Genomic DNA, 23,357 nt, shown 5'->3' with positions numbered 1-23,357 from the left:
ACTAAAACATTGCCTTAAGGACTTATGTAAATTTTGAGATAAGTTTCCAAAACCTTTATTTATCAAGTAAATGAGAATCTTAATTATTCATACACGATATCATCATTTTGGAGGGGAGGATAGCGTTGTTGACCAAGAGATTAAAATTCTTGATAAAAAATATACTGTTGACTCATTGATATTTAAAAATCATGTTGGTTTTAAAGGGGCCCTTCTGTTTGCTTCCTCTATTTGGAATATTAAAAAGGCAAAAATTGTTAAAGCAAAAATTAAAGCATTTAAACCAGACATAGTCCATCTACATAATTGGCATTTTTCAACAGGGCCTATAATAATCAGAACCATAAAGAAAATGGGTGTCCCATTGGTGTGTACCCTACATAATTACAGATTGTTATGTCCTTCAGCTACCTTAATAAATAAAAACAATTTATTTTTAAATAGTTTAGAACAAAACTTTCCTTGGAATGCTATTAATAATAAAGTTTATAAAAACTCAAGAATCCTTACCTTTTGGTTGGCTTTCATAGTTTGGAGTCATAAAAAAATAAAAACTTGGGATAAAATTAATTGTTTTATATGTTTAACCCCCTCAATGACAAAACTCTATAGAGGGTCTAAATTAGGCATAAACCATGATCGTTTTTTTATTAAACCCCATTTTGTGTTTCCCTCCAAAAACAATGAAATGATCGAAAAGGGAAATGATTTTATCTATGTCGGCCGACTTTCAGAAGAAAAAGGAATTCACCTATTAGTCCAAGCGTTTAAACATCTTCCCTACAATTTAAAAATCATAGGGGATGGCCCAATGAGAGAAATGATTGAAAAGGATATTTTTGAACATAAAAATATCAGTTATATAAGCTCAATGTCAAGAGAGGATATCTTTTTTGAATTAAGAAGCGCTAGTGCTTTAATAAACCCTTCCATTTGTTTAGAAACCTTTGGCCTGACGATTATAGAATCATTTTCTAACCATTGTGCCGTTATAACAACTAACATCGGAGGACCATCAGAAATAGTAACTAATGGAATCAATGGAATTCATTTTAAAATAGGTGATGTTGAGGACCTAAAAAGACAGATAAAAATTTGGTTTGATTATTCTGATTTAAAAAAGGAGAAAATGAGAAATAATGCCTTTCAGACCTATTTAGAATTATATTCCCCAGATAAGCAATTCGGATTTTTTGAGGACATTTATGAAAAAGCGCTTAATGAAGTCAAGAATGACTTTATTTAATCATTGTTTAATTTAATGCATTAAAGTTTTGAACACAGTCTGTTTAAATAATTACAAGATCTTTAACGATGATATTAATACTATCTTCATTAACAATGAGCAAACTATCATTAATACCATCAATGCCCATTCTTATATAGTTGCCAAATCTGATAATGTATTTAAAAACGCCCTTTTAGAATCAGATATTCTACTTCCCGACGGAGAAGGCATTGTCTTAATGGCGCGTGCCTTGATGGGCGAAAAAATCAAAAAAATAGCAGGAGCAGATATACACAGCTATTTGCTAAAAGAAGCCAATGATAAAACACTCAAATGTTTTTATCTTGGAGCAAGCGAATCCACTTTAAAACTGATTAAAAACAAACTTTCAAAAAATCACACTAATATTACCTTCGGCTTCTATTCCCCACCATTTAAGGATGTTTTTTCAGAATCCGACAATAGAGATATGCTCAATAAGGTAAATGAGTTTGCTCCTGATATTTTATTTATGGGGATGACTGCGCCAAAGCAGGAGAAATGGGTCCACAATCATAAAGACCAAATAAACTCCAAAATTATATGTTCAATTGGGGCGGTGTTCGATTTTATTGCCGAAACCAAGAAACGGGCTCCGGAGTGGGTGATAAATTTAAAACTGGAATGGTTATACAGAAGCTTTACAGCTTGGAGATTAACAAAAAGGTATATTTATTCGACACCTCTCTTTTTAATTGAGGTTTATAAGTTGAAATATTTTAAGAAGCAACCTAATGATTAACTTAACACCTAAAATCTCTACTTTAAAGTCCATTTATTTAGAAAAAGATTTTTCTTTTTTAGCAATTGCAATAAGTTTATTTTTACTGCCACTTTCTATTAATCTAAGCACATTTGCATTGATGGTAGGACTAGGTCTTAAACTAATTCAAGTACTCTTTTTAAAGCAAAAGTTTTTTGTAGCAAAGACATTACGGGTTTCTAGTGCTATAGGGGTATTGTTTTTATTATATGTTTTACTGAACTGCCTAATACAAAACGATTTACATTACCTTATTGCTATTTTTGGAAATGAATTTTCTCCGTGGGTGTTATTGATTTTGGTGCCATTTATATTAAGGGAAAAAAACCAAAACATTATTCTAAGCTATGCATTTTTTAGTGGCTTAATTGTTGCCTGCCTCTATGTCTTGGCGATGTCCTTCATTTTAAGAATAAATTTTGATAGAGATGCCTTTCAAAATATCATAGACATTCATCACACCTATTTGTGTATGTATCTTTTGTTTTTTGTCAATTTTTTACTTGTACGTTTTTTTACCAAAACCAAGAAAAACCATTATCTAAAGAGCATATCTTATTTGGTTGTGTTTTCCTTGGTTTTTCTATTGATCTTTATTTTGAAAAGCAAAGTGTCCATCGTCATTTATGCACTTTTAGTGGGCGGACATCTTGTGGTTTCTTTTTCAAAGAAAAATGCTGTCGTTTATTTGTTCATTGTTTCAGCCTTGACCCTAAGTATTATTCTATTTAATCAAAAGCTAAATACGAGTTATAAAAATGCTATGGATTTTAGATTGGAGATATGGGACCAATCAATAAACTCTATAAAAGAAAATCTTTTATTTGGGAATTTAAAAATGCAGGAAAAGGATCTTTTAAACGAGAAGCATTATTTGAATGGAAGGTATGATTTAATGGACAGTGATTTAAATAGTCATAACCAATATTTGTCGATTTTGCTCAAATATGGCATTATTGGTTCTATAATATTAACCCTTTATATTTTAAACTTAATAATGGCGTTTAATAAGACCACACCTAAAGAAACGGTTAAAAGTGTACTCGGGTTTAGTGTCATTATATTAACAATATTTTATATCGAAAATATATTGGATAGACATCATGGAATTGTATTCGTTACTGTATTTTATAATTATTACTTAGTTGCTGTTCAAAATGAAACCAATTAAACATGCACTTTTATTTATTTTAATATCGATGGGTTCGCAAGCCCAAGAGACATTATTAAGAAATAATTTTTCTGTACGTGATTTTTTCATAAAAAAGGATTCAATTTTCTTAATAGAAAAAAGAGATGTATCCTATTTTAACTACCTAGAAAAAAATAGAACTGTACAGACTTATTTTATAGGGGGATATGGTTTGGAGATTTATGATGATTCGAAAAACAATCAAATAATTACGGTTTCAAATGAGTTTTCGCGACCTGTTTCTAGCTTGCGATTTTATAATAAATCATTCAAGGAAGTAAAAGATGTGTATTATTACACCGAAGGCCGAAGTTTAGATGCCATAATAATCCCAGATCTAAATTATGCCATTTTAAGCTTAAGCGATAAAAAGATAATTGTAGTCAATTATGAAAAAAAACCTGATTACGAAATTTCACACAATATCACACTGAGTTCTATTGCAAGAAGCATGGCCTTTAAAGATGGATATTTGTATTATGCAACCGACTTAGGTGAGGTTTTTAAATACAATTTTGCAACCAAAGAAAAGACCATTCTGCTTGCTTATGAAAAAATGATTACGGATTTTACTATATTCGATAAGTATATTGTTTTTACAACCAAAGAAGGTGAAATTGTAAAATTCTCTTTTGAGAATGGTTTTATTTCAAAATTAGACCTTAGCACTGATTTTATTTTGAATAGCATCCAATACCAAAAAGACCAACTCATCTGCGGAACTTTTAAAGGAAAAATTTTAGTGATCAATGTTGAGACTATGTCCATTTTGGATCAATTAAATTATCATAAAAGAAGTATTCTTAAAATAGTAAACTATAAAAACAATGAGTTTTATTCAAGTAGTATAGATAAAACCATAAAAAAATGGAAATTAATTCATTAGGAAATCCAATTCAGAAAGTAATAATATAATAAACAGCAGATAAGGAAGTGAAATATATTGTGTGGGGTTAAAACAATATTAGCGGCCTAAACGTTATAAAGTAAACATAGGATATAAAAAATATCGTGCCTTTGTTTTAAATCAAGAATAATACTTTTAATAGCAACTATTTATAAGTTAAAACAACTTATAAAACAACAAATTGTATTTTTGTCTTAATCTTATCAGAATTATAGATAAAGCAATCAACGACTTGTTGTTATTTTTTCATAAAATAAATTACTTAATGTTAAAAAAGGTATTAATTACAGGAGCTGCAGGATTTTTAGGGTCACATTTATGTGATCGTTTTATTAAGGAGGGGTATCATGTAACTGGAATGGATAATTTTATCACTGGTGATAAAAAAAATCTAAGTCATTTAAAAGATCATCCCAATTTTGAATTTATTGAACACGATATTACTGAGTTTATAAAGATAGAAGGCCATTTAGATTATATTCTACATTTTGCGTCTCCAGCAAGTCCAATAGACTATCTAAAAATTCCTATTCAAACTTTAAAAGTAGGCTCCTTGGGTACCCACAATTTATTGGGTTTGGCGAAAGCAAAAAGAGCCAGATTGCTCATTGCGTCTACTTCTGAGGTTTATGGAGATCCTTTGGTGCACCCGCAATCAGAAGATTACTATGGAAATGTCAATACCATTGGTCCTCGTGGTGTTTATGATGAAGCCAAACGCTTTCAAGAGTCCATTACCATGGCCTACCACAGGTTTCATGGACTTGAGACCCGTATTGTCCGGATTTTTAACACCTATGGGCCGCGAATGCGCCTTAACGACGGCCGTGTCATTCCTGCTTTTATGGGGCAAGCGCTAAGAGGGGAAGATTTAACGATTTTTGGCGACGGTTCGCAAACGCGATCATTTTGTTATGTTGATGATCAGATAGAAGGTATTTATAGACTGCTTTTCAGTGATTATGCGTATCCGGTAAATATTGGTAACCCTCATGAAATTTCAATTAAGGATTTCGCTGAAGAAATTATAAAACTCACCAATACCAACCAAAAGGTGATTTATAAAGATCTACCAATTGATGATCCGATGCAACGCCAGCCAGACATTAGTTTGGCTAAAAAACTTTTGGACTGGGAGCCAAAAGTTGGGAGAGCTGAAGGTATGGCCATTACCTATAAATATTTCAAAAGTCTTTCGGAAGAGGAGTTATATAAAAGTGCACATAAAGATTTTACAAACCATATAAAACGATGATGTGAGTACTTTTAAACAAGGTCGATATTCTGGATACTTAAGGCCCATTTCTTATTTAATCGATTTGTTTGTGGTCAATGGTTTGGCGGTTCTTTATTTTTTCAGAAATATTGACCCGATCCTTTTCGTATTGGTGGTGTCTATTGCCTGGATAATTCTCTCCATAGCTTCAAAATTCTATGAAGTGTATAGATACACTCGGGAGGTGACCATCTTTTCCTTGGTAATGCGACAAATGATTTTATTTACCTTGATCATTTTTGCATTTTCCGGATACCACCAGGAATTCAATATTGCTCCTAAGACGGTAATTAATTACGTGCTGGCTGTTTTTATATTGATTACTATCTTTAAGTTTGCGGTGTATTATTTACTTCAAAAATACCGAATTTCATTTGGTGGGAATTACAGGAATACGGTCATATTGGGTATCAATAAAAAAACCTTGGCCTTAGAAAACTTCTTTAATACAAATCCTGAATACGGGTACATCCATAAAAAAACCTTTAGTTTCCGCGACAAAAAAGATGTCGACCTTAAACTGTGCTTTGATTATATCAAGGAAAATGCCATTGATGAGATCTATTGCTCTATTTCAGAACTTACAAATAGACAAATCATGGATATTACTGATTTTGCCGACAACAATCTCAAAATATTAAAATTTTTACCAGACAATAAGGATATCTACTCAAAAAAGCTAAAATATGAGTATTATGATTATATCCCAATACTCTCCTTAAGAAACATCCCGTTGGAAGACTCCATAAATCAAATAATTAAAAGGGGTTTTGATATTTTATTTTCAAGTTTGGTGATTGTTTTCATCTTGTCATGGCTCACCCCATTGATTGCCATTTTAATCAAATTGGAATCTAAAGGCCCTGTGTTCTTTAAACAATCTAGAAATGGCTTTAATTATAAAGAGTTTGACTGCTACAAATTCAGGTCGATGATGCCAAATAATGAAGCCCATCTGTATCAGGCCACAAGAGATGACCAACGTGTGACGAAAGTAGGGAAACTGTTAAGAAAAACTAGTATTGATGAACTGCCTCAATTCTTTAATGTCCTTTTTGGCGATATGTCCGTAGTGGGGCCAAGGCCACATATGGTAAGCCATACAAGTATGTACGCAGAGCGAATAGATAAATTTATGGTAAGGCATTTTGTCAAACCTGGGATTACGGGCTTGGCTCAAATAAGTGGGTTCAGGGGCGAAATTGAAACGGATAAGGATATTATTGGACGGGTTAAATATGATATTTTTTATATTGAAAACTGGTCCTTGTTATTAGATATAAGAATCATTATAAAAACTTTTATAAGCGCTATTAAAGGCGATGAAAAGGCCTACTAAAGTTGCAGCACTAAACTGTCCAACTGTTTCTTCAAATCAAAATGCAACGCCGCAGATGATTTGATTCTTTCTTTAAAGGTCTCATTGAGACTAGTTTTCTTGATCATAGAAAGTGTCCGATTTAAATCATCATACTCCCCAGCTTTTGCAACCCACCCAAGTTGGTGTTCTGTAACGATAGCTTCACCTTCACCACCACCAAAATACAGCATAGGAAGCCCCAATTTGGCGTATTCAAATATTTTTGAGGGTACTGATCCATAAATTCGATTTAGCAGCGGGATGATGCCTAAATCGTATTTTAAAAGCACTTTATGCAATACGTCCCGTGAAACTTCGCCATGATACCTAATGGACAACTCTGGATGGGCTTCGATGTAGTTTTCTATGCTGGCCTGTTCTGCACCAGAACCATAAATATGGAATTCAACATATTTATAGTCGAGTTCTTGACAAAGCCTTAAAATTCCTTGGGCAATTCCCAACAAGCCAGCATAGACCATTTTAATTTTACCAGAATCATTATTAGTCAAAGTACTGATTTCCGGAGAATCAAAATCAGGGTAGTTTCTATATAACAAGGTTTTCTTTTTTGGGAATAGGTCTGTGATATGAGTCAGTATTTCTTCGCTTTGACCTAAAATTAAATTGGCCTTCTTATAATTAGAACGTTCAATCCGCTCTAAAACCCGATAGCTGAAATTCCTTTTTAAAGCACCCAATTCCAGTCCGGCAATGGGCCACAAGTCGCTGACATTGAGAACGAGCTTTCGTTTTTTAGATCTCAAAAAAGTGCAGCAGGTAAAGGCTACCAAAAGTGGCGGCGATTGGACAATAACGGTTTTAGGAATTTTATGAAATAAGAAATACCAGATGAGACTAAAACTGTAGGATAGCATCGCAAATAATCGAACGACTTTATTTTTTGAAACCGTAGCGTAAATCCATAAACGATGGATTGTAATCCCTTTTTCATTAGAGGTACGCGTGAATTTTCCACGGTAGGATTTAAAGATTTTCCCCGTCGGATAGTTGGGCAATGGTGTGATGACCGAAACTCTAAAGCTTCGATTTTTTAAGCCTTCTGCCAAATGAAAGATCCTATTGGATGCCGCGCCAATTTCAGGAGGATAATAACTTGTAATGATCAGAATGTCTTTCATCTCAATTTGTAGATGTCAATGATATTAGTGATGATGCGTTTGGCTGCATGGCCGTCCCATAATTCTGGGATTTCACTCTTTTTCCAATTCCCGGAAAATAATTTTTTGAAAGCCTGAGTGATTTTTTCAGGGTCATTTCCTACCAGTACATTAGTTCCCATAGTACAAGTCTCCGGTCTTTCTGTGCTGTCTCTCAAAGTAATACATGGCACGTGCATGACGGTGGTTTCTTCTGTAATTCCTCCGGAATCTGTCAAGACCGCAAAGGCGTTTTTAACGAGATAATTGAACTCCAAATAACCCAAAGGGGGCACATAATGCAGATTATCAAAATTTAGATTCAGACCTTCCAAAAGCTTTTTGGTTCTTGGATGAACAGGGAAGATGATAGGATAGTCTTTTGCTAATTGGGCAAGCTGTGTTATTAAGGCTTTGAGTTGTTCTTCTTCATCCACATTGCTAGGCCTGTGCAAAGTCATGACCATATACTTTTTTTCCTGCAGTTGCAACGATTTAAAGAGTTCAGGCTGTTGGAGTCTGCTCTCATTTTTGCGTAAGGTATCAATCATCACATTTCCAACAAAATAAATTTGGCTTTTATCCACTCCCAGGTCCTCGAGGGTTTGTGAAGCCAAAGGCGTGGTAGTGAAAAAATAGTCGGTTAGGCTATCGGTGACAATTCTATTGATTTCTTCAGGCATATTCATATCGCCTGATCGGATTCCTGCCTCTACGTGTGCGACTTTTATACCTGCTTTTTTTGCGACTATAGTACAGGCCATGGTTGAGGTGACGTCACCAACCACCATGACTAAATCTGTTGGGTTTTCGGCTAACACTTTCTCGAATCCAATCATAATGGCTCCAGTCTGTTCGGCTTGTGTACCACTTTTTACATTTAAATTGATATCTGGAAACGGGATGTTCAATTCTTCAAAAAAGGTATCGCTTAAGTTTTTATCGTAATGCTGACCCGTATGGATCAATTGATAATTAAGCGGGACACCTTCTGATTGTTTCTGTTTGATAGCCTCAATAATAGGAGCTATTTTCATGAAATTTGGACGTGCTCCAGCTATAATGGTTATGGTCATGTCTTATTTAAAAATGATGAAAACTGTTTCAACTTGCCTGATTTAGAGCGTTTTAAATGTGGTTGACGCTCAAAGATAATGTTTAGTCCTTTTTCAAGATAGTTTTCTATTTCTTTAATTATAATTTTGGTTTGTTGATCTGATAGTTTTTCAGTGCTGACATAGATGATTTTGAAGGTTTGAAGGTCCAATTGTTCAATCATAAACTCCTTAACATTCCCATCATCCTCAACAATACTTTTGGTAATATAGTAAAATGTAAGTCCAGCGGCCTTTTTCCCACTTGGTAAGTTGACGATATCATTGGTGCGTCCAATTAATTTTTTAAGCAACGGTTTCTGAAGTGTACTTTCTTTAGAGAGGATTCCAATATCGCCAATATCGTAGCGAATAAAAGGATGTGCCTTATTGTATAATGAGGTAATGACCACACGGCCTTCTTCGCCATAAGGCAAAACGCGATCATCATCATCTAGAATTTCCACAAAAAGTGTTTCACTGTTCACCACCCATTTGTCTTGCGAATTTTGAAAAGCGATTAAATCCAATTCCGATGCCCCATATTCATTTACTACTGGAATGCCAAATTGTTTTTCCATAAGCAGTTTATCGTCTTCAAAAAGCATTTCTGAAGTTACGACACAAGCCTTAAGACTTGGACATACTGTTTTCAAAACCACATTTTGCTTCTCCAAAAACTTAGCAAATTGGACAATAGTACTTGTATAACCGTTGATATAATCGAATTTCGCGGTTTTGAACTTTTTTAAATGATTTTTAAGAGCGGCATCACTTAAATCATAAACAGAAAAGCGGAACCGTCCGCTCAATACATCCTTAAAACGCTCTTGATAATAGCCTTTTTTATCTAAAGGAATACCGTAAAATCGGGCTTGTTTTGAACTGTTGAAGTTGAGGTTGAACCAGCCAAATCGGTCCTGAATAACTGCCCAAGTGAGGGCGTGACAAAACTTGTCCTTGGCAAAAACGAAAGGGTCTCCAGAAGACCCTGAGGTTTTATTGACATATACGTTTTTTAGTGAAAAGCCTTCGGACAATCGATTGATTAAAGGTTGCTGTAAATCTCTTTTAGTCATGATGGGAACAGCATCCCAGAATGAGAATTGAATGTCTTTAAAAAGAGATTGGTAAAAGGGATTGTGTTTGAGGTGATAATTGACAATTTGTGCTCTTTGATTTTCAATGTAACTAAGGAATCCATCCTCATTAAGGTTTTGAATAGCAGTCAACACAGGTCGAGCTTCCTTAATTGGAAATCCGTTCAACTTTAAAGATAGATCAAATAAATTCAATGGATACACTGTTTATGAGAATGTAAAGTAAAGAAATTTATTAAACTCTCATCTAAAATCAACCTTTAGATTCAAGATTTAATTCCGGTCTTGTCCAATGGAAACTTTAGGATTTTAAAGATTTTATAAGATGTTGTCTGTGGGCAATGCATCGTTAGAATGAAGAGCACAATAGATTGAAGGCAACCTTTATTTTTAATTTTTTAGAAGCATCTCAATATAAGATGATACGGGCTGATATTGAACCTCAAAATCTATATTTTCAGTACTTATCGGTTTAACTCTTGACGCTCTGCCTGCCGGCAGGTTGATTCTAATAGCGAAGCGGTCTTGATTCTTTATCTTACATTATCGATTTAATCGTCAAAAATATTATTGTTTTCATGGCATAAACTATATTTTTGCAACAAAGAACGTTAACATGACCATTTTAATTCTCGGTTCCGGTGGAAGGGAACATACTTTTGCTTGGAAAATTGTACAGAGTCCATTATGTCAAAAATTATTCGTGGCTCCAGGAAACTCTGGAACCGCAAAAATTGCTGAAAACATCGACATTAAAGTCACCGATTTTCAGGCCATAAAAAAACTGGTTCTTGAAAATCAAATTGATATGGTCGTTGTGGGGCCGGAAGACCCATTAGTAGAAGGGATCCATGATTTCTTCCTGGAAGACGAAGAGCTAAAAAATGTCGCTGTTATTGGTCCCCAAAAAGACGCAGCACAATTGGAAGGTAGTAAGGAATTTGCTAAGGAATTCTTGTTCCGTCATAATATTCCAACCGCAGCATATCAGAGTTTTGATGCCACTACTTTAGAAGCAGGCTATCAGTTTTTGGAAACTTTGAAGCCTCCCTATGTTTTAAAAGCGGATGGTTTGGCAGCAGGGAAAGGGGTTTTGATTTTAAATGATCTCAATGAAGCCAAAGCAGAATTGAAGAGCATGTTGGTGGATGCCAAATTCGGGACCGCCAGCAACAAAGTGGTTATTGAAGAATTTTTGGACGGCATCGAGCTCAGTTGCTTTGTTCTTACCGATGGCAAAAACTACAAGATTTTACCAACAGCAAAAGATTATAAACGTATTGGGGATGGTGATATAGGATTAAATACAGGTGGTATGGGTGCGGTTTCTCCGGTGCCTTTTGCTACAGAATCATTTTTGAAGAAGATTGAAGAACGCGTTGTAAAGCCTACCGTTTCTGGACTTCAAAAGGACGGATTGCACTATAAAGGCTTTATTTTTATTGGTTTGATCAAAGTAGGGGACGATCCAAAGGTAATTGAATATAATGTGCGGATGGGAGACCCTGAGACGGAAGTAGTTTTGCCGAGAGTAAAGAATGACTTGGTTGAAATATTTCAAGCTATTGCCAATCAAACCTTGGACAACATTGAGATTGAAATTGATGAACGTGCCGCTACAACAGTCATGTTGGTTTCTGGTGGTTATCCGGAAAGTTATGAGAAAGGTAAAGAAATCACAGGATTACAAGATCTGAAAGACGTCATCCCTTTTCATGCTGGTGCCATATTAAAGGATGCAAAAGTGGTCACTTCTGGTGGGCGCGTTATGGCTATTACCGCTTTTGGAGACACTTACCAAGAGGCCATAAAAAAATCTTATCAAAATATAGAAAAACTACATTTTGATAAGATGTATTACCGTAAGGATATTGGTTTTGATCTATAAGAACGAATGGGACGAGATGCTCTTATCCTCTTCGTCGTTATTGTCATGTTCTTTTAATTGGAGCATCCAATAGATAAAGGCTACAAAAGTAATTAAGATAAGTAACCAAGAGACAAAATTTGCAAGCCACCAATTGCTGAGCTCCAATTCTCTTAAAGCGTCAAAAGGCAATAATAAATACTCAAAAAAAGCTGCGAAGCCATTCCAAAAATCAGTCATGATAATAAATATTATATTTACAATACAAAATTACGTTTTTTTTATTTGAAATGTTCCATAAAGTGAGTTCGAATTTTATTTTCGTGGAAGCATAGACTAAGTAGCAAACCCAGAACACAGCTCTAAATGATTTCAAGTTTTTTTAGTAAAGCAAAACCTATTCATCTTCTGGTGATAAGCGCAATGCTTTTTGTTGTTTTTGTTGTCACCAAACTAACAACTTTAACTGAGATTTTTTCTGTTGAGCTTTTTTTTAAGCAAGCTTTCCTTTTTGGTGTGTGCTTGGCATCGCTTTTTGTGCTTGATTTCTTCGTCAGCAAAAACAATCTTACCAAAAGGAATAGTTATAAAATTTTGATGTTTGGTCTGTTTGTGGCCGTTTTACCGGAAACATTAAGCAATTCTAAACTGCTTGTGGCCAATTTATTTATCTTATTGGCACTGCGGCGCATCATCAGTTTAAGATCCAGAAAGGAAATCAAAAAAAAGCTTTTTGATGCTGCATTTTGGATCAGTTTGGCAACGCTCTTATTTTTCTGGGCGTCCTTATTTTATATTTTAATTTTTCTCGCACTCTTTCTACATTCCATTGTAGATATCAAAAACTGGATTATTCCTTTAATCGGGGTTTTATGCGTTGCTATAATAGCAGCTTCTTATATGATTGTAATGGGGGTCGATTTTGAGCCTTACCTCCATGGTTTTTTTGATGTAAGTTTTGATTTTACACCCTTAAACTCAAAGCGCATGATTATAGCTGCCACCTTATTATTTTCTTATGGGGTATGGGCGTCTTTTTATTTTATGAGAAGTATAAAACAGCAATTAAAAAGTTATAGGCCGTCGTTTGTCATTGTTATTGTCTCGTCGTTGATTGCCTTGATAATTATTTTGGTATCGCCTTATAAAGATGGCAGCGAATTTATTTTTCTATTCGCACCATTGGCTATTATCATGTCTAATTATTTAGAGATTATCCCAGAACGATGGTTCAAAGAAGGTTTGATAATTGTTTTGATACTAGCCTCCCTGTTGAATTTATTGCTGTAATTTTTCGCCGAATGCCAAATCGCCAGCGTCTCCGAGTCCAGGCATGATATAGCCTTTTTCGTTGAGATCTGGATCTACGGTTGCAATCCATAAATGCGTGTCTTCACTAAAATGTTTGCTGATATAATCAATGCCATCTTGCGCACCAATAACGCAAACCACATGGACTTCTTTAGGCTTTCCGAAAGGTTTTAAAGCTTCAAAAGTGGCAACAAGAGATTGGCCCGTGGCTAACATAGGATCGGCCAAAATAAGGGTTTTATTCTCTAAGCTCGGGCATGCTGAATATTCTACAACAATCTCAAAACTGTCTGGGTTTTTGTGATGATGTCTATACGCCGAAATAAACGCATTTTCAGCATTGTCGAAATAGTTCAGTAACCCATTGTGCAAAGGTACTCCAGCTCGCAAAATGGAGCAAAGCACAATATCATTGTCCATAATATTCATTTCGCAGGTCCCCAAGGGCGATTCAATTAGTGCGGGTTTGTAATTTAACACCTTGCTGATTTCGTATCCTAAAATCTCTCCAATACGTTCAATATTTCTGCGGAAGCGCATTCGGTCTTTTTGGATATTCACATCTCTCATTTCTGAAATGAATGTGTTTAAAATGGAATTTTCTTCTGTTAAGTTGTGAATGTGCATAAGGCTTAAACTCTATTTTGAATGGTAAAGTTAATTAATTAGAAGTATATTTACGTCTTAAAATCATCAGATTATGTTTACAGCAAAAGCCAATGAAATTTTTCAAAAAGTCATCGATACGTATCACATAAAGAATACAGTGGACCAAGTTTTTAAAAATGTTTATGACGAAGACAAGGAGCTCATCGAACATCTTTTATATAGAAAATGTTGGATCGATACCGTGCAATGGCATTATGAAGACATTATCAGAGACCCAAATATTGATCCTGTAGAAGCCTTAAAACTGAAACGTCAAATCGATGCTTCCAATCAGGATAGAACAGATATGGTAGAGTATATAGACGGGTATTTTTTAAGCCTTTATGATGATGTTGAACCTAAATCAGATGCGACGATCAATACCGAAAGTCCTGCTTGGGCCATTGATAGGTTGTCCATTTTAGCCTTAAAAATATATCACATGAATGAGGAAGTTGAACGTCCTGATGCCTCTTCATCGCATAAGCTCAATTGCACCACTAAGCTTAATGTGCTTTTAGAACAGCGTAAAGATTTAAGCCAAGCCATTGACGATTTGCTTATGGACATTAAGAATGGTGATAAATACATGAAAGTGTACAAGCAAATGAAAATGTACAATGACGATGAATTAAATCCTGTATTGCGCGGACAAAAGTAACCAATTCCTGCGGAGGCAGGAATCTCATTTTAAACATGCAACAACCCAAACACATCCTCGTCATCCGTCTTTCCGCCATGGGAGACGTGGCTATGACCGTCCCTGTGTTAAGGGCTTTTACAGAGCAATATCCAAAGATCAAGTTGACCGTCTTGACCAGAGGATTCTTTAAACCATTCTTTCGTGATTTAGAAAATGTATCCGTTTTTGCTGCAGATTTGAAAGGAGACCATAAAGGCTTTTTTGGACTTTTAGAACTTTCAAAAGATTTACGTATTTTGGGAATAGATGCCGTTGCCGATTTGCACAACGTCCTCCGAAGTAATATTCTTAAAATCTTTCTTTTGGATTTGAAGCCCATTCAAATTGACAAGGGAAGAGCTGAAAAGAAAGCTTTAGTGAAAGGAAAGATTTTCGAGCAACTAAAAACCACACACCAACGCTACAAAGATGTTTTTGAAAAGCTAGGATTTCCTATTAAAGATTTGGAACCTTCTTTTCCGGAACGCGCCGAATTAAACCCCAAAACACTTGAACTAGTAGGAAAGGATACTAAAAGCTGGATAGGAATTGCACCTTATGCGGCCCATAGAAGCAAAATGTATCCGTTGGAATTGATGGAAGAAGTTATTAAAGAGCTCTCAAAACGCTATAATATATTGCTGTTTGGCGGTAAAGAAGATGCAGAATATTTGAATGCCCTTGAAAGTGAAAATATCACCAGTATTGCTGGAAAGTTAAGTCTTGATGAGGAGTTGGACGTTATTTCAAATTTAGATGTGATGCTTTCAATGGATTCTGGAAACGCGCATATGGCTGCAATGATGGGAATAAAAGTCCTTACGCTTTGGGGCGTGACCCACCCGTATGCTGGATTTTACCCCTTTCATCAGGATGAAAATAATGTGCTTTTAGCTGATCGAACAAAATTCCCTAAAATTCCAACGTCTATTTATGGCAACAAATTTCCTGAAGGTTATGAAACGTGTATGGAAACCATCAATCCAAAAGACGTGATCGAAAAAATCGAAAACATCATAAAAAAACCCTACTAAAAAGCAGGGTTATTAGATCTAATCTTTCGTTAATAGATAATCCTTATAGTAACAATTAAATCACGTATAAAAATATAAAATTCATTTTCCTTAACATAATTTTAAGAGCTCTACTTCTGTCTTTTCGACGAAATTAAAGTTTTTAAGGATTAAATGTCTTTCTTATATCTGATTTATACTAAAAGTGTTTTAAATGTCATCATAATCGATTTTGATGTGTGGTGTTAAAGGGTGCGCTTGGCAGGTTAGAATCAATCCATCAGCCACTTCACCATCCGTCAAGATATTGTTTTGACGCATTTTAGCTTCGCCTTCTATAACACGTGCCAAACAGCTACTGCAGATCCCTCCTTGGCAAGAATAAGGGGCGTCCAGATCGTTATCTAGAGCAGCTTCAAGTATGGTTTGCTTTTGTGACATTTCAAAAGTCGTCGTGTCATCATCCAAAACAATTGAAATCTTGGTCTGACCATCAGGAATAGTCGCAGTATCTCTTTCTGTAGGTTTAGCAGCTTTGAATAGCTCGAAAAACACGCGATCTTTTGGAATCTCATGTTCAACAAGCACATCTTTAACGGTGTGGATCATCGCTTCCGGACCACATAAGTAGAAGGCATCGATGCTTAGATCTTTATGCTTGTGCTTTAAGATGAGGTTGACCGTACTTTTTTCAATACGTCCAAAAATAGAGTCGTCTTCTTGAGCTTGACTAAATACAAACTGAATGGCCAAACGATCGCTGAATTGACGTTGCAATTCCAGTAATTCGGTCATAAACATTGTGTCGTCGGTGGTTTTGTTGCCATATACCAAAACAACATTGCTCAGGACTTCTTCTTCCAAGGCACATTTAACAATGCTTAAGATGGGCGTAATCCCACTTCCTGCCGCAAATGCAGCGATATGTTTAGTTTTGACATCGTTCGGTTCAAAAACAAAATGGCCTCTTGGTGGGGCAATTTCCAATTGGTCTCCAACCTTTAATTGATTGTTGACATAGGCAGAAAAAGTTCCATCTTTAACTTCTTTAACCGCTACTCTCAAATCGCCACTCTTTGGAGATGAACACAAGGAGTAATCACGTCTTATTTCTGTGTCATTAAGTATCGCTTTTATAGTAATATACTGGCCTGCTTTGAATTTATAAGTTTCTTTCAGGTCTTGAGGCACTTCAAAGGTGACGGTCACCGATTTGTCAGTTACTCTCTCAATATTTTTTATGGTTAGGGTGTGAAAATGTGACATATTATAAATTTTTCCCAAAAGTAACGAAAGCTTATAATAAATGCCACCTATCTAACAAAATAATAAGAGAGGAAGAGCGAGTTTAGAAGTAAATCTCTTCTGAAATTTCCTTTATTTGAAATTTGTTTGTAACAAAAAGTGTTTTAATATTACCAATGTTTAAATCGCAACCAGAACAGTATGATTAAATATTTTATTAGTCTCGAGTGGAAATCATTTATAAGATCAGCTTCTTTTAAGACCAATCTCTTCTTAAAGATAATGATGGTTTTCGGTGCTTTATGGATGATTGCCTCATTTTTGCTCTTAGGCTTTGGGGTTTATTTTATCATTGAGGAGCAATTAAAAATGGAACCTTTCCAAGTCGTCAACCAAGTGCTCATTTACTATATGGGTTTTGACTTGGTATTCCGGTATTTTCTTCAAAAAATGCCCGTGATGAACATCAAACCGCTCATGTATTTGCCTATTAAAAGAAAAGCCATCGTCAATTTTGCCATCGGCAAAACCATGATCTCGTTCTTTAATATTCTGCATGCATTTTTCTTTATTCCTTTTTCGATCGTACTCATCATGGAAGGCTTCCCTGTTTTACAGGTTTTGGCCTGGAACCTTGCTATTTTAGGTTGGATTTATTGTAATAATTTCATCAATATCTTCGTCAATAATAAGGATGTGGCTTTCTTTGTTGTCATTGGTTTTATTGTCGCTATGATTGGGCTTCAGTATTACGGTGTTTTTGACATCACCCAATTTACCTATCCTATTTTTAACTCATTTTATGCAATTCCCTATTTGGCTTTCATTCCGATAATCTTGGCGGTGGTGTTCTATAGGATGGCGTTTACCTTTTTCAAAAACAACTTGTATTTGGATTCTGGTCTTTCCGTTAAACATGACATAGCTGAAACCCAAGATTACAGCTGGTTGAACCGTTTTGGAAGCATGTCCACATTTCTTAAAAACGACATCAAATTATTAAGACGCAATAAACGCTCAAAAACAACCTTGCTCATAAGCGTGCTATTTATATTTTACGGATTGCTATTTTTTACTGGCTCTGTTGAGGCTTATGATGGTCCTTTCTGGAGAGTCTTTGCCGGGATTTTTATTTCTGGTGGGTTCCTGTTCACTTTCGGCCAATTTGTACCGAGTTGGGACAGTGCTTATTATCCGTTGATGATGAGCCAAAACATTCGCTATAAAGAATATATCGCATCCAAATGGTACTTAATGGTGATTGCCACTATAGTTTCAACAATTATTTCTGTTTTCTACCTGTATTGGGGATGGCAAGCTTATGCAGCGGTTGTGGTTGGCGCTATTTACAACATCGGTGTCAATAGCCATTTGGTATTATGGGGAGGAGCCTATATCAAAACGCCAATCGATCTGACCACAAGTAAGAAAGCCTTTGGAGACAAACAAGCCTTCAATGCGAAGACCTTGTTGTTGACCATTCCAAAATTATTATTGCCAATGGCCATATACGCCGCCGGGCATTTTACGCTCGGTGAAGTTTTCGGTTTTGCTTTGGTAGCCATTGCCGGATTAGCTGGATTTTTATTCAAGAACAAAGTATTCGACATTATAGAAAAAGTCTATAAATCAGAAAAGTATAAAACATTAGCCGCTTACAAACAAAACAACTAATTATGATAACAGTATCCAATCTATCAAAAACATACAATGCAGGCCCGGTTTTAAGTATTGAAAACCTCGACATTCCAAAAGGTCAAAGTTTTGGGCTTGTTGGCAATAATGGCGCAGGGAAAACTACGTTTTTCAGTTTGCTTTTGGACTTGATCCAACCGACCACCGGATTTATCAAAAGCAAGGACATCCAGGTGAATGAAAGTGAAGACTGGAAGCCTTTCACTTCGGCCTATATTGATGAAACCTTTTTAATCGGCTATTTAACTCCTGAAGAATACTTCTATTTTATTGGTGAATTACGCGGTCAAAATAAAGCCGATGTAGATGCTTTATTAAAGCAATTTGAAGATTTTTTCCATGGAGAAATATTAAATCAAAAAAAATATCTGAGAGATTTGAGCAAGGGCAACCAGAAAAAGGTAGGCATTATAGGCGCTCTGATCGGGAATCCGGAAGTCATCATTCTTGATGAGCCTTTCGCCAATTTAGATCCAACAACCCAAATCCGATTGAAACAGATCATTAAACATCTTGCAGGACAACAAGGCGTTACGGTCTTGGTATCAAGTCATGACTTGATGCATGTTACTGAGGTCAGCGAGCGTATTGTCGTTCTGGAAAAAGGAGAAATCATTAAAGATTTGGCTACAAGCGCTGCCACGTTGAAAGAATTGGAAGCGCATTTTGCTGGAGAATAATAGGTTATCTTAGGCAAACAAGACCTGACAGGTTTTCAAAACCTGTCAGGTCTCATTCATAATCCATATCCTTTGCATCTTTGCGCCTCTGCGAGAAATACCTGAGAAGCCCCCAAGTTATCCACCTAGAAAACTCCCCAGATTTTTCCCCAATAATTCAAAAAGATGCTTATTTTTACGGCATTGCATAATATTTGCAGCTGTTTTTAGTTATCTTATGAACCAAATACAACCCACGTTGCACAGCTTTTTTAAATCCATAACATTTCTGTTTTTGGCAGCACTTATAGTCACAAGTTGCTCGCGCAAGAATGATACCTTCATAAACAGAAACTTCCACGCCATGGGGACAAAATATAACATCCTCTATAATGGAAATAATGCGCTTGAATATGGGAGAGAAGCCGTTGATGATGCATTTACCGATAACTATTGGGAATTACTTTCCGTAGAGCGTATGGAAACCACGGATGATTTTATGCTTCCGGGACAATCCAAAAACTCCGATTTTGAACGTGCAGAAGAAAAAGCAATCAAGGCCGTACAGACACATGGCATGAATATCAAAGGAAGGGAGCGTAACCCTCAAATTGATGAAGCCTATTTGCTGCTTGGGAAAGCACGTTATTTTGACCAACGTTTTATTCCTGCAGTGGAAGCCTTTAACTATATTCTTTATAAATACGCTGCCAGCGATAAAATCAATGAAGCAAAAATTTGGCGTGAAAAGACCAATATGCGGCTTGAAAACAATGAGCTTGCCATCAAAAACTTAAAGCGCTTGTTGCGTTTGGAAAATTTAGAGGATCAGGATTTAGCCGATGCCACTGCTACATTAGCGCAAGCCTACATCAACATTCAAGCAAAGGACAGCGCCTTGACCCAATTGGCAATTGCTGCAGCCCATACCAAGAAAAACAAGGAAAAGGCCCGTTACAACTATATCAGAGGTCAGCTTTACAATGAGTTTGGATATAAGGACAGTGCCAATATAGCCTTTGATAAGGTGATTGATTTGCACAGAAAAGTACCTCGAGCCTATTATATCAATGCACATTTGGCAAAAGCTGCCAACTTTGATCTTGAAACTGGCGACGTTTTGGCATTTCAGGACTATCTCACCGAGCTCGAAGAAAACCGTGAGAATGGACCCTTTTTGGACAAAATCTACTACCGCATTGCGGAATTCCATAAACAGGCCGATCGGGATTCTTTGGCCGTTGCATATTATAACAAATCTCTAAGATCATCTTCAGGCGATAAGCACTTACGAGCGCTTGATTACGTCACATTGGGTGATATGAGTTTTGATAAATCAGAATATAAAACTGCAGGTGCGTATTATGACAGTACATTGACGAATATGGTGATTGACTCCAAGCCTTTCCGAACTATTAAAAGGAAAAGGGAAAATTTGGAAGATGTCATTTATTATGAAAGTGTAGCTCAAGTAAACGATAGCATCTTGCATTTGGTGAATTTATCTGATGCCGATAGAATTGCCGTTTTTGAAACTTATATCGAGAAATTAAAGGCAGAAGCCGAACTTTTAAAAGAGCAGGAAGAAATTGCCCAACGCAAAGCCAATTCAGGAATTGTTAGCGCTGATAATTTGGCTAACAGAAATGCTGGGAACTTGCCAGGGAGCAGCGGCGCAAATCCACCGGGTGGAAAATCCACGTTTTATTTTTATAATTCCAATACCGTAGCCTACGGCAAAAATGAGTTTTTAAAAAATTGGGGTGACCGTTCGCTCAAGGATAATTGGCGACTTTCAAGTACGCGCAGTAACGAGCTCACGGTTCAAACTAACGATTTAACAATTGAGGCTTCCGAAGAGGAACGTTACGATCCAGAGTTTTATATTTCAAAAATCCCGTCAGATCAGAAAGTCATTGACAGTATCATAAAGGACAGAAATTACGCCTATTATCAATTGGGGGTTATTTATAAGGAAAAGTTTCAGGAATACGGACTTGCAAAAGACAAGCTTAAAACCTTAATGGAAAATGACCCGGAAGAGCGACTTGTATTGCCAGCAAAATACAATTTATACAAATTATACGGACGCTTGGATGAAACCAATGCGGCGGATCAGATGAAGCAGGATATCATCACCAACAATCCAGAGTCGAGGTATGCTACCATTCTTTTAAATCCAAAATCGGAAATGTCCAAGGACGAGAACACTCCTGAAAGTATTTATGAGCGCACTTATGCGAGTTATGAAGCACAAAACTTTCAAGAGGTTATCGATCAGAGTGATAAGTATGTTCTTGAATTTGAAGGCGAACCTATTGTGCCTAAGTTTGAAATTTTAAAAGCATCAGCAAAAGGGCGTTTGTACGGATTTGAAGCATATAAAGAGGGGGTGAATTATATCGCTTTAAATTATCCAAATTCCGAAGAGGGCAAGCGCGCTCAGGAAATCATGAAAAACGTCATTCCTGCTTTATCCGATAAAGAGTTTAAAGCAGATTCCATAGGCTCTAAATTCAATGTGCTGTATCAGTTTGAGAACACCAGTGATGAAGATATAGATGCCTTTTTAAAGACATTGAATGATGAGGTCACCCAGATCAGGTATTTCGAGCTAAGCGTCTCCAAAGACATTTATGACCCGAATACCACTTTTATTGTGGTACATGGCTTGAAAAGTATTAACGGCGCAAGAGGATTTGCCGATTTACTTAGAGAGCGCAAAGCTAATATTACACGACCATATATTGCCATTTCATCACCTAACTATGAAATTGTGCAAAGACACAAAAACCTCAAAGACTACCTAGAAAACCAATAAACCACCAGAATTATGTTTACAGAAAAACCAAAAAAAGGAAAAACAACCTCAGAATCCGTTAATCAACAGAACACCATCGCAAAAGGCACCATTATTACAGGGGATATCGTTAGTGATGGCGATTTTAGAATTGAAGGTACCGTACAGGGAAATGTTAAAACCCCTGGCAAAGTGGTACTCGGAAAAACCGGAATTATCAACGGCACACTTAAAGGCGCCAATGCTGATATTGAAGGGAAATTCTCAGGAAAACTTATTCTTACAGATACCTTGTCACTAAGAGCCTCGGCCTTTGTTGAAGGTGAAGTGGAAGTAGGTAAATTGGCCGTAGAGCCAGGTGCGGCGTTCAATGCGACTTGTCTCATGAAAGGCAGCGTTAAAGAACTTGGAAATACTAGCAATCAAAAAGCACCACAATCCAATGCCAAACCAACCGAAAAAGGGCAACCCGCTTAATAACTACGCTAAATATTCTGGTATAGGCATTCAAATGTTTGCTATTATCGGGATTGGCAGCTATATAGGTATTAAGCTTGACGACCATTACAACAATGAAGGCAGCCTATGGACCATTATTTTGTCCTTAACTTCCACGATTGTGGCCGTGGTTTTTGTAATAAGACGTATTATTGCAAATTCAAAGGACGATAAATAGAGGCCATAGCCAATAATTTATGGCTTTCTTCCCTTGTACATTGAGCTTTTCGAGTGGGAGGGATGTGTTTGTCCCGTTTTTTGGTAGGACCTAATTCCGCTATTGTAATATAAGTCTTACCTCTCAACAGGCAAATGCATGCGTTCATTGAAACACTGTGCAGAATAAAAATAACACCCAATAATTTTTCCCTTATTTAATGAATCCGACCTTTCTAAAAAGACAATTGAATTTTTTACTTCTCATCACTGTTTTAAGTCTAATCCTTTTTGGTATTCATAGTTATGTGCTGTCCTATTTTGGACCAGAGCTGAAACTGTTTACTCCCATATGGCAAATTTATGTCTTTCATTTTGTCGTAACCACCTCGTTGTACACTGCGGTAAACTATAAGTTTTCCAAAGGCAAGACGGATATTTTTATGCTGTTCATGACCAGTACTTTCATTAAAATGTTTCTTGCCATTTTGTTTCTTCTACCTATTATTTTATCAGATTACGAAAGGAAACAGCCAGATATTTTCAACTTTTTTATACCTTATTTTATCTACTTGGGATTTGAAGTTTATTCCATTACAAAATTCCTTCAAAAATCACCATAACTGCCATAGGCTTAATATTGATAAAAAAGTGTTTGACAATT

Annotated in this window: 22 protein-coding genes; 16 read left to right on the top strand and 6 right to left on the bottom strand. The window is 36.1% G+C overall.

The genetic code is table 11. The annotated features are described in order from the left end of the window. Positions 1-70: 70 nt before the first annotated feature. The 6 genes from J4051_RS00555 (at position 71) to J4051_RS00530 (ending at position 6,744) form a co-directional block, all read left to right on the top strand. A complete protein-coding gene (locus J4051_RS00555; RefSeq protein WP_208231664.1) occupies positions 71-1,246 on the top strand; it encodes a glycosyltransferase family 4 protein in 1,176 nt (391 codons plus the stop codon). A gap of 28 nt (positions 1,247-1,274) precedes the next feature. After that, entirely contained in the window at positions 1,275-2,009 is a 735-nt protein-coding gene (locus tag J4051_RS00550; protein WP_236027131.1) for a WecB/TagA/CpsF family glycosyltransferase, read from the top strand. After that, complete coding sequence (locus J4051_RS00545; protein ID WP_208231663.1) at positions 2,002-3,201, top strand: O-antigen ligase family protein; 1,200 nt, start codon at positions 2,002-2,004, stop codon at positions 3,199-3,201. Before J4051_RS00550 ends, J4051_RS00545 begins: the two co-directional genes overlap by 8 nt. Beyond that, positions 3,188-4,108 (top strand): WD40 repeat domain-containing protein, encoded by a 921-nt coding sequence (locus J4051_RS00540; protein ID WP_208231662.1) that lies wholly within the window; start codon positions 3,188-3,190, stop codon positions 4,106-4,108. Before J4051_RS00545 ends, J4051_RS00540 begins: the two co-directional genes overlap by 14 nt. A gap of 286 nt (positions 4,109-4,394) precedes the next feature. Further along, positions 4,395-5,384 (top strand): UDP-glucuronic acid decarboxylase family protein, encoded by a 990-nt coding sequence (locus J4051_RS00535; RefSeq protein WP_208231661.1) that lies wholly within the window; start codon positions 4,395-4,397, stop codon positions 5,382-5,384. Between the two features lies 1 nt (position 5,385). After that, on the top strand, positions 5,386-6,744 hold the full coding sequence (locus J4051_RS00530; RefSeq protein ID WP_208231660.1) for an exopolysaccharide biosynthesis polyprenyl glycosylphosphotransferase: 1,359 nt from the start codon (positions 5,386-5,388) through the stop codon (positions 6,742-6,744). Here J4051_RS00530 and J4051_RS00525 read toward each other — a convergent pair. The 3 genes from J4051_RS00525 to J4051_RS00515 are packed head-to-tail and all read right to left on the bottom strand — an operon-like array spanning position 6,741 to position 10,314. Then, positions 6,741-7,907, bottom strand: a complete 1,167-nt coding sequence (locus tag J4051_RS00525; RefSeq protein WP_208231659.1) for a glycosyltransferase family 4 protein — start codon at positions 7,905-7,907, stop codon at positions 6,741-6,743. The two genes, J4051_RS00530 and J4051_RS00525, sit on opposite strands and share 4 nt — an antisense overlap. Beyond that, positions 7,904-9,001: a non-hydrolyzing UDP-N-acetylglucosamine 2-epimerase gene (gene wecB / locus J4051_RS00520; RefSeq protein WP_208231658.1), complete on the bottom strand. Its 1,098-nt coding sequence runs from the start codon at positions 8,999-9,001 to the stop codon at positions 7,904-7,906. The genes J4051_RS00525 and wecB overlap by 4 nt, the downstream gene beginning before the upstream one ends. After that, positions 8,998-10,314 (bottom strand): phenylacetate--CoA ligase family protein, encoded by a 1,317-nt coding sequence (locus J4051_RS00515; RefSeq protein WP_208231657.1) that lies wholly within the window; start codon positions 10,312-10,314, stop codon positions 8,998-9,000. Before J4051_RS00515 ends, wecB begins: the two co-directional genes overlap by 4 nt. Before the next feature lie 421 nt (positions 10,315-10,735). Between J4051_RS00515 and purD the strand changes: the two genes are divergently transcribed. Continuing rightward, positions 10,736-12,007 carry a phosphoribosylamine--glycine ligase gene (gene purD, locus J4051_RS00510; protein ID WP_208231656.1) on the top strand — a complete coding sequence of 424 codons (1,272 nt, stop codon included), beginning with the start codon at positions 10,736-10,738 and terminating at the stop codon, positions 12,005-12,007. Here the strand turns inward: purD and J4051_RS00505 are convergent. Further along, positions 12,002-12,226: a DUF6341 family protein gene (locus J4051_RS00505; RefSeq protein WP_208231655.1), complete on the bottom strand. Its 225-nt coding sequence runs from the start codon at positions 12,224-12,226 to the stop codon at positions 12,002-12,004. The two genes, purD and J4051_RS00505, sit on opposite strands and share 6 nt — an antisense overlap. A gap of 126 nt (positions 12,227-12,352) precedes the next feature. Here J4051_RS00505 and J4051_RS00500 point away from each other — a divergent pair, with 126 nt between their 5' ends. After that, positions 12,353-13,276, top strand: a complete 924-nt coding sequence (locus J4051_RS00500) for a DUF6427 family protein (RefSeq protein WP_208231654.1) — start codon at positions 12,353-12,355, stop codon at positions 13,274-13,276. Here J4051_RS00500 and upp read toward each other — a convergent pair. After that, complete coding sequence (gene upp / locus J4051_RS00495) at positions 13,265-13,924, bottom strand: uracil phosphoribosyltransferase (protein WP_208231653.1); 660 nt, start codon at positions 13,922-13,924, stop codon at positions 13,265-13,267. The genes J4051_RS00500 and upp overlap by 12 nt on opposite strands. Positions 13,925-13,997: 73 nt before the next feature. Between upp and J4051_RS00490 the strand changes: the two genes are divergently transcribed. Both J4051_RS00490 and J4051_RS00485 read left to right on the top strand, forming a co-directional pair. After that, on the top strand, positions 13,998-14,606 hold the full coding sequence (locus tag J4051_RS00490) for a DUF4254 domain-containing protein (protein WP_208231652.1): 609 nt from the start codon (positions 13,998-14,000) through the stop codon (positions 14,604-14,606). Between the two features lie 35 nt (positions 14,607-14,641). Continuing rightward, positions 14,642-15,661, top strand: a complete 1,020-nt coding sequence (locus J4051_RS00485; protein ID WP_236027130.1) for a glycosyltransferase family 9 protein — start codon at positions 14,642-14,644, stop codon at positions 15,659-15,661. Between the two features lie 189 nt (positions 15,662-15,850). Here J4051_RS00485 and J4051_RS00480 read toward each other — a convergent pair whose 3' ends face one another. Further along, complete coding sequence (locus J4051_RS00480) at positions 15,851-16,906, bottom strand: ferredoxin--NADP reductase (RefSeq protein WP_208231651.1); 1,056 nt, start codon at positions 16,904-16,906, stop codon at positions 15,851-15,853. A 180-nt stretch (positions 16,907-17,086) separates the two neighbouring features. Between J4051_RS00480 and J4051_RS00475 the strand changes: the two genes are divergently transcribed. The 6 genes from J4051_RS00475 (at position 17,087) to J4051_RS00450 (ending at position 23,316) form a co-directional block, all read left to right on the top strand. Beyond that, positions 17,087-18,559: a DUF5687 family protein gene (locus tag J4051_RS00475; RefSeq protein ID WP_208231650.1), complete on the top strand. Its 1,473-nt coding sequence runs from the start codon at positions 17,087-17,089 to the stop codon at positions 18,557-18,559. A gap of 2 nt (positions 18,560-18,561) precedes the next feature. Continuing rightward, a complete protein-coding gene (locus J4051_RS00470; RefSeq protein ID WP_208231649.1) occupies positions 18,562-19,260 on the top strand; it encodes an ABC transporter ATP-binding protein in 699 nt (232 codons plus the stop codon). 217 nt (positions 19,261-19,477) lie between these two features. After that, positions 19,478-22,060 (top strand): type IX secretion system periplasmic lipoprotein PorW/SprE, encoded by a 2,583-nt coding sequence (porW, locus tag J4051_RS00465; RefSeq protein ID WP_449528480.1) that lies wholly within the window; start codon positions 19,478-19,480, stop codon positions 22,058-22,060. Positions 22,061-22,072: 12 nt separating this feature from the next. After that, positions 22,073-22,516, top strand: coding sequence for a bactofilin family protein (locus J4051_RS00460; RefSeq protein WP_208231648.1), 444 nt, complete (start codon positions 22,073-22,075; stop codon positions 22,514-22,516). Beyond that, positions 22,482-22,715: an AtpZ/AtpI family protein gene (locus tag J4051_RS00455; RefSeq protein WP_208231647.1), complete on the top strand. Its 234-nt coding sequence runs from the start codon at positions 22,482-22,484 to the stop codon at positions 22,713-22,715. The genes J4051_RS00460 and J4051_RS00455 overlap by 35 nt, the downstream gene beginning before the upstream one ends. A gap of 226 nt (positions 22,716-22,941) precedes the next feature. Beyond that, entirely contained in the window at positions 22,942-23,316 is a 375-nt protein-coding gene (locus J4051_RS00450) for a hypothetical protein (RefSeq protein WP_236027125.1), read from the top strand. The last annotated feature ends 41 nt before the right edge of the window (positions 23,317-23,357 follow it).

This window comes from Gelidibacter pelagius (assembly GCF_017581925.1).
GTDB classification, from domain to species: Bacteria; Bacteroidota; Bacteroidia; order Flavobacteriales; family Flavobacteriaceae; genus Gelidibacter; species Gelidibacter pelagius.
Note: the sequence above shows the minus strand (reverse complement) of the source record. Positions and strands in the feature narration are given on the sequence as shown.

What these genes read in the sequence shown, in the direction of transcription:
- J4051_RS00460 (WP_208231648.1), top strand. Translation starts at nt 22,073, where the DNA reads ATGTTTACAGAAAAACCAAAAAAAGGAAAAACAACCTCAGAATCCGTT.
- J4051_RS00500 (WP_208231654.1), top strand. Translation starts at nt 12,353, where the DNA reads ATGATTTCAAGTTTTTTTAGTAAAGCAAAACCTATTCATCTTCTGGTG.
- J4051_RS00505 (WP_208231655.1), bottom strand. Translation starts at nt 12,226, where the DNA reads ATGACTGATTTTTGGAATGGCTTCGCAGCTTTTTTTGAGTATTTATTA.
- J4051_RS00480 (WP_208231651.1), bottom strand. Translation starts at nt 16,906, where the DNA reads ATGTCACATTTTCACACCCTAACCATAAAAAATATTGAGAGAGTAACT.
- J4051_RS00475 (WP_208231650.1), top strand. Translation starts at nt 17,087, where the DNA reads ATGATTAAATATTTTATTAGTCTCGAGTGGAAATCATTTATAAGATCA.
- J4051_RS00485 (WP_236027130.1), top strand. Translation starts at nt 14,642, where the DNA reads ATGCAACAACCCAAACACATCCTCGTCATCCGTCTTTCCGCCATGGGA.
- purD (WP_208231656.1), top strand. Translation starts at nt 10,736, where the DNA reads ATGACCATTTTAATTCTCGGTTCCGGTGGAAGGGAACATACTTTTGCT.
- J4051_RS00555 (WP_208231664.1), top strand. Translation starts at nt 71, where the DNA reads ATGAGAATCTTAATTATTCATACACGATATCATCATTTTGGAGGGGAG.
- J4051_RS00455 (WP_208231647.1), top strand. Translation starts at nt 22,482, where the DNA reads ATGCCAAACCAACCGAAAAAGGGCAACCCGCTTAATAACTACGCTAAA.
- J4051_RS00525 (WP_208231659.1), bottom strand. Translation starts at nt 7,907, where the DNA reads ATGAAAGACATTCTGATCATTACAAGTTATTATCCTCCTGAAATTGGC.
- J4051_RS00540 (WP_208231662.1), top strand. Translation starts at nt 3,188, where the DNA reads ATGAAACCAATTAAACATGCACTTTTATTTATTTTAATATCGATGGGT.
- J4051_RS00490 (WP_208231652.1), top strand. Translation starts at nt 13,998, where the DNA reads ATGTTTACAGCAAAAGCCAATGAAATTTTTCAAAAAGTCATCGATACG.
- porW (WP_449528480.1), top strand. Translation starts at nt 19,478, where the DNA reads ATGAACCAAATACAACCCACGTTGCACAGCTTTTTTAAATCCATAACA.
- J4051_RS00470 (WP_208231649.1), top strand. Translation starts at nt 18,562, where the DNA reads ATGATAACAGTATCCAATCTATCAAAAACATACAATGCAGGCCCGGTT.
- wecB (WP_208231658.1), bottom strand. Translation starts at nt 9,001, where the DNA reads ATGACCATAACCATTATAGCTGGAGCACGTCCAAATTTCATGAAAATA.
- J4051_RS00545 (WP_208231663.1), top strand. Translation starts at nt 2,002, where the DNA reads ATGATTAACTTAACACCTAAAATCTCTACTTTAAAGTCCATTTATTTA.
- upp (WP_208231653.1), bottom strand. Translation starts at nt 13,924, where the DNA reads ATGCACATTCACAACTTAACAGAAGAAAATTCCATTTTAAACACATTC.
- J4051_RS00535 (WP_208231661.1), top strand. Translation starts at nt 4,395, where the DNA reads ATGTTAAAAAAGGTATTAATTACAGGAGCTGCAGGATTTTTAGGGTCA.